A 9,684-nucleotide genomic window follows, 5' to 3' on the forward strand; every position below is an offset into this window, starting at 1 on the left:
TTATGAGTCAAATGACATTATTTGAGCCACCTGTTATTTTTACAGAACGTATCAAAGAATTGAAAGATAACTCTGAGCTAAATCGAGAGCAAGCCCAATCATTACTTCAGGTGGAACTTGGCTTTGCCTTGATGGAGTGTTTAGGAATCGATGATGAACCAGTAATAGCAGTTTGGGCAATACTCAGTGGTATGCCTTTGCGACATCCAAGGTTACAAAACTTAGATGAAAGTCAGAAGCGTGCAGTTGCTAACGCTCGGCAAATTATCCCATTTTCTGCACGTTTTGCATGGTTGGGGGCATTACGTTTTTATATCCGCAATATTCCGCAAAACTGGCGTAATTATGATTTTAATATCCAAGACTTAGATTCTCAGATTATTCATGCAGCAAAAGGTCTGCGCCATCAAGTCCACCAAAATTTATATGAAAACTGTCTGAGTGCCGATTTGGAGTTTCGCCAACGCAGGGCTGAACCAGTAAAGGCAGGAGTTCCCTACCAATTCCAGGCAAAGACAGAAAAAGAAACAGTCACAATGCAAGTACAGTTCACACCAGAACATTTAAGTAGTGCAAGACAACAGCCTTGGTTTCCCACACCACGCGATCGCAATCCTTTTTCAGTGCGAATTTCAGATTTAGAGTCAGATGCAGAGTTCCTCGATCGCCGCGAACAGTTACTAGCACGCCGATATGGATGGCATGAAACACAAAAAGGACACTGGGTAAGCCGCTTTCGCAAAATCAACTTTCACAAAATTCAGGAAGACGGGACGCTGAGCGATCGCAATACAGAACCACTAGATTTGGATGGTTTTGTACATATTGCGGGACAGGTTGCTTCTGGGAAGTCTACCCTGTCAACTTTGCTTGCTGTTAATGTATTACGAAATCACCCCGACCGCCGCATCACCTTAGTTGTCAGTGATGTACAGTCAGCAATTCGGTTAGCAAATCAAATTAATTGGTGGTTCTGTGACGATCCAGAAAACGATGAGCCAGTTGCAGTACCGTTATTAGGACGCACTAAACGAGACGCGCACCTGAAAAGCTTCTATGCCTCAAAAGACTTTCAGGAACACTGGCAACGCGGACAACCACACTGGGGCGATCGCTTTTTGGGAACGGCTTGTGCTTTGCAAGGACTCCTACAAGCTAGCGACATCTTCGACCGTTTGCATGGTAAGCCACTCATACCTGGAACTGAGCCATGTCATGCTTTGAAAGAAGCACCAGAAAGCGAAAGCAAGCGTAAAAAACAAAACAATAACCCTGGTGTGTCTCACTTGTGTCCGTTTTTTGCTACTTGCCCATCAAAGCAAGTCTATCGTGATATGCCAAATGCCCGTGTTTGGATTACAACTCCAGGCGCAATGGCAATGGCTGGTTTACCGCGTCATCTAGAATTGCGTCCCATCAAGATAGGGGAACTCGTTTATCTACATTCCGATATTGTTGTGTTTGATGAAGTAGACACAGTTATTAAGTGGTTTGATGACGTATATGCTGAGAAAGTTTTATTGACCAATGGTGGTGTTTTTGATGACATTGGGGTACAAACTGAAGATTACATGAGATTCAACCGTGTTACCCCACCATTGATGCAGCGATGGACAACCGCAGAACGTCATGTACAAAGTGTAGTTACAGCAACTTTAACCCTATTGGATAAGCGTTTAGGACACGAGTTTTTACGTAAATGGATAGAACGTGGCTACTTTACACCTAATTCTCTTCTGTATAAATTTTCTCGTCGCCTAGCTGGACTTGAAGAGTTAGATTCTCCTGATGTCACTGAGCAAGAAATTAAGGCTAATAATCGACGCGTACAGCAGATAATGCGAAATTTTGACGCATTACTTGATGATGACCCTTTACTTGGGCAACCTCGTCCCAATTCTAAAGTTCAGAGACTGGCACTTCTGATTCAACAGATTAATAGTATTGGCGAAAGTGCTACCGACGATAGTATTTATCGTGCTTGCAAAGCCTGGATAGTTGATTTTTTCCCCAAAACAGGAAAAAGGTTAGCACGACTGCGAGAACAACTGGAAAAACGTCAAAACAATTCACAGCAGACAGCTAAGAAAAAACGGCGGAAGTCCTCAAAACAGGAGGAAGAATCAGATCCCGTAGACACCCTCGAAACCCTAGCTTATCGTTTACAGTTTGCCCTGACCATCACCCTTTTAGATCGGCACACGCGCATTGTTTTTTATGAATGGCATCATCGACCACCCACTTTAGATGACGAGCCACCACATCGTCGGATGCCGACAGCAATGTTAAATATTTTACCGTTACCACCAACAGGAAGGCAGTTTGGTACCTACTATTCCCGCAAAGATGACAATCACAACCAATCTGAAAACAGTAGCGATAATGCCTTATCTTTGTTTGCCTATACCAATATTGGTCGTTACTATGTTTTGAACTTTCATCGCTTGCTGACAGACTTGGATGGTCAACGCGGCCCCAACGTCTTGGCATTATCAGGAACTTCTTATCTACGAGATTCCACTAAGTTTCATGTGGGTAATCCCCAGGGTATTTTAATGCCAGAGCCGAGTGCAACAGAAGCGATCGCCCAAAGCCGTTTTAAGTTTTTACCTCAATCGAACCGCAAAGATGAACCTATCCGTATTTCTGGGACACCAGAACGCCAAAAGATGGGAATGTTTAAAGAGATGGCACAAGCATTAGTTGGTAACAACGGTAGTAGCGATTTAGGACAGGAACTTGAGGAATTGAAACAGCTTGGCCAGAGCAATCCAGATTTTTGGCAGGATAGGGAACGCATACTATTACTCGTTAATTCCTACGATCAGGCGCGATGGGTAGCAGACGAAATCCGTCAATGTTGGTGGGGTATGCGGGAGCAAGTTTACCATTTGCAGCGCGATCGCACAGAAACTCTGACCGAGGATGACATCAACTATCTCTCAAGGATGGAAGTTGGTGCGCTCAACCGTGCTGACATCGAAACTTTCGCACTGACTGGCGGTAAAATCCTGGCTGCACCGATAAGTGCAATGGGGCGCGGATTCAACATTTTGAATGCCAATGGTAAAGCGGCTTTCGGTGCGGTTTACTTTCTCACCCGTCCCTATCCTCATCCCCATGATACTCAAGCGATCGCTCAAGAAATCAACCGTCGTGCTTTGGATTGGGTAGAAGATGCGAATTTCGTGGCTTGGGAAAAAGACGGAATTTTAGGGCGTGCGGAAGCTGTGCGCCAATTGGCTGCACGTTACTGGCGATCGGTAGAACATCGTTCTTACTACAAAACACTGTATAAAAATGAAGAATTACGCGCCTTTCCCCGTCAAGACTTAGCTGCGACTACGGCTGGCGTAATCGTTCAAGCCGTAGGTCGCCTTTTACGCGGAGGTGTTCCCTTTCACGCTTACTTTGTTGATGCTGCTTGGGGGCCAAACTATGCCAAAGAGCAACAGCTTGATACACCACGTACCAGTTTACTAGCAGCAATCATCGATTTGCTTTGTGATTATGTTGATGAAGATACGATAAGTAAGGCTTTATACCAATCAATTGCAGATGCTTTGGTTAATATCGATGGCTTCAACTGGGAAATAGATGCAAGAGATAGATCAAGAGATAGATAAAGAGTATGACGAGCAAAATTACACCAGAAAATATTCTGTTACCTGCACGGATGAGTTTGGTAAAAAATGCCTTTGCCAAGCTAGAGATTGCTGTGTTGCCATTTCCTTTTGTCCAGATAGTAAGAGACTTTTGCCACGATATCAAACAAACCCTTTATCGTGGTAAAAACAGGGAGGTTACACCACCATATCGACAGTTAAATAATGCTTTGCTTGCTTGTGCATCTACGCTGACATACGGCTTTGAGTATGTTGGTTCTGACGAGGAAACCAAGCTTCCTTTATATCAAGCATTAGCTGTAGGAACTCCAGAGAACCCATTGAAAACTCCCACACCCCAGCAGATACATGAATTAGTGAGAATTTGGGCGCAAGAGTGGACGAAACAGTATGGTACAAAAAATGAAGTGAATAGCGTGTGCGATCGCTTCCTTGAAAGGATAAATACCATACCACCTGATTGGGATTGGCAACCTATTAAACCGGAAACACTTGTACGCGATATCAATGCAGAGAGAGGATTAGGATTTCAAGCCATTCCTAGTCTGCTTGCAACCATGTTGCATGGTAAAAAGTGCATCATTAACTCTGGAAAAAGACAACAGGAAATTCAATGGCGCAAAGTACAGGGAGGTGGTTCGGGTAGAGTAGGACTTTACGTAGTTAGTAAGCCATTTAAGGCGAATTATACAGATAATTATGGTAAGGAAAAAGAAGGTTACTTTGCTTACCGTCTAGACTTTAATGTTGAAACCCAAGCAGGAAGATTCAATGATAATGGCAATCTAGAACCGTGGATTTTCTTACATTTGAGTTGTCAAAGATATCCCCATAAACCACTTTTAGAAGCTAACTATGGACGTGATATCTCTGTTCTCATGGGTATGAATAAGGCACGTTTATCTGATTATGAGGTGGATTCAACTTTAGTGCGTCTTGTTATTGATAACAATAGCAAAGAAGAAGAAAATTTGTGGAGGTTACAACTACCAGAATTACTTGCTGCATTCAAAGCACGCGCTCTAGAACAGCCAGATAATATTCTGAATAATCCCGCAGGATTTGGTAATTTAGATAACTCAAATAATTGGGGTGACAGGGACGAATATTATATAGTTCATACTGAAGGCTATAAGTATGAGCATGAGCAACATAAACGAGGACATAGTATAAAAACTGGTTTTAGTTTTTTGGAACGGGGCGATATTATTGCACGAGTATTAGAACTACTCAACGGCGTTTTAATCCCAGATAATCCGATGCAATCTGACATTCCTGCACCATCAGGTATAAAAGCACCACTAGCAATGCGGGATTACGAATTTATTTCTAGACCTCGCACAAAACGCCAACCTTATCAGCAAATTGCTACTGATGCTATTTACCGAGCATTACAAGGTAAGCCAATGCACATCTTTATAATTTATCGGGAACAAGACACTTGTGAAGTAGTTTACCAGCAATTACGCGATGTATTTCTTCTCAATGAAAATGAAGATTTTCCACAAGATATAACAGTTTCAAAAATTTTGATTGATGATGCGACACTTTTACAACCACTTAATACAGGTGGATTTTCGCCTAAAGATCGTAATAAATTCGATGATCAAATACGCAAGCAGCATCAAGTGAAACGAGACTTATGGCGTACTTTTCTCCAAAAAAATGCTATTCCTCTGATAGATTTTGAGACTAATCCCCACTGTTTAGCGATTATTGAAATTGGCAGAATTAAGAAAAAGGGAATTCTCCCCCAACAAAACATTAAAGGAGCTATTCGTGAAGCTTGTGTTAGAGAGGGAATTAGCTCCCAAATGATACAGTCGATACCGACAGGTAAACCAAAATCAATTAACTCAGAAGATGATGAAGACAAATCACCAGCCTACAGCAAAGCAACAAAAGGACGGGTGATGAATGCCCTACTGGATGGAACATTACGTCAAACTGGAGCATTATATGGACTACCTTCTCAACTCTATGAGCAAGCCAAAATACCAAAAGAAATTGCCAAAGAGTTAGATGTAATTGCTTTTTGTCGTCGCAAAACTAACCAATATCAAGGTGATATTCACTATGTGCTTGCAGTTCGTTTGCGTGCAACAGGTGCGGTATATGTAATGTTTCCTGATGGTGATGATTGGATTCCTTACTCACAGGCAGGAATTGCTGTCGGAAAAATTTTTGCTAACGCACGACGCGATCGCCATGAAAATACAAAACGCATTCAAAGTAAAATCAAGTTGAGCGGTACAGAATTAGTACAGTTTGTTGCACGCGTAGTGACCAAACATTTAGACAGACCAACTATTGTTTTAATTGAAGCCGAAGGGTGGCGTAACGAACGTGGCGAAGATAATGATGGCTCAGTCTGGTTTCAGTTGAAAAATGAGTACCTGCTGGCAAAACGCAACGTTTTAGACTTTCGCCATGTTCCTGGTCACAGTTGCGAGTACAGCCGTGAGAGTAACCAACTAGAGAACTTGCTAGCAGTAATTCGGATTCGCACTGATAAAGAAACACCACAGTACATCACCAATCGAGAAACTTGGAACGAAGATTATCCAGCGCGAGATTTCCAACATCTAAGCGGTTTTTACGATAAGTCAGCACCAGAACTACTACATTACTTCTCTGTGGGAAAACTGCCAAAAACACAGAAGGCGCAAGATGAAAAGCCAATACCTGAACTTTATAAACTCGGTTATCAAGAGGATAAATTCGGTGCTAACTTTCCATTCAAACATCAACAGCTAGTGGAAATTGTACCGTTCTTTGTACGCCCAGATTTTCAACCAGAAGAAGCTTTAAAGGCACTATGTCGCGTTCCTCACTATTTAAGATGTTCACCTGCTTGGTCTATGGGAAATATCGTTTTGCCATACCCAATGCACTTAGGTCAGGAAGTCATAGAGGATCACCTATGCATACTTGGTGTAAATTTACAACTTTAATCTCAGGCATCAAGATAGTAATATCCTCCCCCAATATTCAGTAAACCAAAAAGTTTTTCCCCAAAGAGCGATCGCTAATCACTCTTACGTATAACAAGGTAGTGTAAATTACTAAATGCATAATTAATGCTTATACTGCTCTTTTGGGGTTCAAAAAATGAAATGATGAAAGTAGTGTGTAGCATATTGGCTCTTAAAATTGACTGTTTCATCAGAAGAACTGGTTTTAACAGACTCAGAAACCCTTGAAGAGGTTATTGAGTGTTTAGTAGAAAATTTTTCCATTGAAACTCAGGGGGGATGTGACCAACAAACTTTATTTGAGATTCTTATAAAAGCAGCCAGCAGTGGAGATAGTATTGAGAATACAGCCAAATTATTAAAAAATGTTCCTACAGCTAATGATATTAGATATCATCTTAATAAAATCAACAATTTTGAGGAGTTAGAGACACGAATTAATCAAGCATTGAAAAGTCGAATTCCTTTAGGTTTAAAAAAAGGATGTTTAAAAATAGCGATTGATTTAAATTTAATTTGTTATTATGGTAAGCCAACATTCTTAGAATTACCATACATATATAAAAGTGAAGCTAAATCTGGTACTCATTCATTTTTGACGGCTGCAACTTTATATGTGATTAACAAAAACAAGCGTGTAACTCTAGCCGTCAGAGGTGTTCGCCGACTAGATACTAGTGTAGCGATAATTACTTATTTATTGGCGGAACTTGAATCCCTTAAAATAAATGTAAAAAAACTCTATTTAGATAGGGGATTTTTTAATACTCCTGTAATAAGATGGTTGCAAGCATTAGATATTCCATTTATGATGCCTGCTATCAAGACAGGAAAAAAGGGAGGAATTAAACAGTTTTTGAAGGGAAGAAAAAGCTATAAAACTACCCATACTATTACAAGAGACAAAGATGACTCAGTCACCTTTGACTTATGGATTGTCTGTAAATATAGAAAAGGAAAGCGTAAAAAATATGGGGTGCAATACCTTGCTTATGTTACTTATAAAATCCAAACTAATTTAGATTATATATATCAGGATTATCGAAAAAGATTTGGCATCGAAAGTAGTTATCGGCTGCAAAATCTTTGTCGAATTAGAACAAATAATAAAAATCCCGCATTAAGATTACTATTCGTTGGTATATCTTTTCTTTTAGTTAATATTTGGGTTAACCTCCTCTGGCTTAGAATAAGTCGGAAAAGGCTCATGTTGCCGATTAATTTACCGGACACTTTTCGTACTTAAACAGATGTTAGCCTTTTTATCTCAAGCCCTACAGCGTAAATATCAAGTAGTAGAAAGCATTTATATTCCACGACTGTTAGCACCAACAAATTATCAATCAGCTAATCATAAGTAATCATTATCCATACTATGTCTGCTGGTTAAAGGAGCGAGTATTAAAAAGTATCGTAGGCTACAAAATATTTAGCGATCGCTCTTTGGGGAAAAACTTTTTGGTTTACTGATGATACAAAAGCAACAAAACTTCATCCGTTGCAGAAATATCTCTGGACAGAACTAGAGGTTTTCCATCTAATTCATGAATTATTGAATGTTCTAGTTGAACAATTTGGGCAATGGTTTCTGCAACAACTTTTCGATCCTGATTCCAAACTAGGCTAAGAAACTCGGCAAATATCCATTTGCTGGCATGAAGCAATGGGAAAAGATGGCAAACCTGCTTACGTAGATTATATTGTTAAATTGCCTAAGCGATCGCTAGAAGAGTTTTGTCGCTGGGTGTATCGTTTTATGGACAATGCTCAATTTATCTATCCTCAATATCTAGCTGAACAACACCAGAAAATGGCTTCTGCCTTAATAGCTCGGTATTTTATGTAACAAATAAAAAATTGTTATATTACTTTTAAGTATGGATTTTAGCAGGGGTTGTCAGGGTAATTGATGAATTTATCCTGAAATATCCTTTCTTAAAACTCGATACCAATTGTTAATTTCCCGACTAACTAAAATATCCTGGTTAATAGGTTCTAGATGGGAAAGGGAATTTCGCATTTCTTTAAGTTGTTTAACAAGTCGTCGCAGATCAAGAGGCACAATTTGATCAGTCTGATTCAGTTGATATTCAATGTGACCAATTTCTAAATCTCTTAAATCTTTAATAACTTCACCAAAGCTGGTTTTAAAAGGTACTGTTAAAACTTTAGAAAACCGTTGAATAATTTCTTGTCTTCTCTCTTCAATAAAGGGGAAAATTTCTCCGACTTCACCTCGCCAAATTCTCGATTTTATTTCTCCTTGGGCTAAATTATCAACCGCTAAAACAGCCGAATGAATTTTTTCTTCACCCTCAATAGTATTTTTAAATCCTTGACACCAACTCTCTGCAAAAGTAATATTCTTTGTGCGATCGCACTGCCAACCATGTTGTTGAGCAATTTCTTGTAGAATCGGTTCTGGGTGAAGAATATGCTCAATTTTTTCAGCGGCTAAACGTTCGCTAACTTCAAAATCCCACAGCGCTAGATGGGTGATAACTGATATCGCTACCCGCTTTTGCAAATCGGAGAGTCGGTTTCCGGGAAAGAGGTTAGCCGTGAACAATAGCATATCCAGAAAGCTGACAACTCCCTGCCAAGTTTGATGTGATAGACAGACATCCTCGACTGGGGGCGCGATCGCTATTTCTCCGACTAATGAGACGATAAATAGCGTACGATGCAATTGGGGGATACCGCGACAAGGTTGTTCGTAGTCGGAAAGGAATTTTTGCCAAGCAGGCCAAACATCGACAGTCAAATTATCTAACCAGATAATCTTACCAGCAAATTTTTGATTTTGTGCTAATGTCCGTGCATTCCGTACTTCGTTGGGGCTAATTTCGCCGACAAACAAATCAAAGAGGAAATGCACCGGATCGAGATAAGTTTCGTCGCTAACAGAAATTTTATGCCAGTCCCAATCGTCCCCAAGTTCAGAGCGAATCGCGTTTGCTAGACCACTGGGTAAATGTTCTGGTAAACAAAGAATAACATTTTTTCCATCTCTGAAGTCTTCAACAACGCGATCAATAAATTGGCTAGGGCCAGGAAGTTGCCAGCAAAAACAAGTCATATTA

The 9,684-nt window shown here is 40.3% G+C and carries 5 protein-coding genes and 1 pseudogene; 4 read left to right on the forward strand and 2 right to left on the reverse strand.

Translation table 11 applies throughout. The annotated features are described in order from the left end of the window. The first annotated feature begins 2 nt into the window (after window positions 1–2). The 3 genes and pseudogenes from AACU32_RS21440 (at window position 3) to AACU32_RS21450 (ending at window position 7,962) form a co-directional block, all read left to right on the forward strand. On the forward strand, window positions 3–3,626 hold the full coding sequence (locus tag AACU32_RS21440; RefSeq protein WP_096603078.1) for a pPIWI_RE_Z domain-containing protein: 3,624 nt from the start codon (window positions 3–5) through the stop codon (window positions 3,624–3,626). A gap of 5 nt (window positions 3,627–3,631) precedes the next feature. Continuing rightward, window positions 3,632–6,580, forward strand: a complete 2,949-nt coding sequence (locus AACU32_RS21445; protein ID WP_339378149.1) for an RNaseH domain-containing protein — start codon at window positions 3,632–3,634, stop codon at window positions 6,578–6,580. 199 nt (window positions 6,581–6,779) lie between these two features. Continuing rightward, a pseudogene (locus AACU32_RS21450) lies at window positions 6,780–7,962 on the forward strand (ISH3 family transposase). A 102-nt stretch (window positions 7,963–8,064) separates the two neighbouring features. On the opposite strand, the gene AACU32_RS21455 reads toward AACU32_RS21450, so the two are convergent. Next, window positions 8,065–8,265 (reverse strand): hypothetical protein, encoded by a 201-nt coding sequence (locus AACU32_RS21455; protein WP_096603080.1) that lies wholly within the window; start codon window positions 8,263–8,265, stop codon window positions 8,065–8,067. Here AACU32_RS21455 and AACU32_RS21460 point away from each other — a divergent pair. Next, entirely contained in the window at window positions 8,265–8,447 is a 183-nt protein-coding gene (locus AACU32_RS21460; protein ID WP_096603081.1) for a hypothetical protein, read from the forward strand. The genes AACU32_RS21455 and AACU32_RS21460 overlap by 1 nt on opposite strands. A gap of 69 nt (window positions 8,448–8,516) precedes the next feature. Here AACU32_RS21460 and AACU32_RS21465 read toward each other — a convergent pair whose 3' ends face one another. Then, window positions 8,517–9,680, reverse strand: coding sequence for a hypothetical protein (locus AACU32_RS21465; RefSeq protein WP_096603083.1), 1,164 nt, complete (start codon window positions 9,678–9,680; stop codon window positions 8,517–8,519). Between the last annotated feature and the right edge of the window lie 4 nt (window positions 9,681–9,684).

It is taken from the genome of Calothrix sp. NIES-2100, assembly GCF_963875285.1.
In the GTDB taxonomy this organism is placed as follows: Bacteria; Cyanobacteriota; Cyanobacteriia; order Cyanobacteriales; family Nostocaceae; genus Aulosira.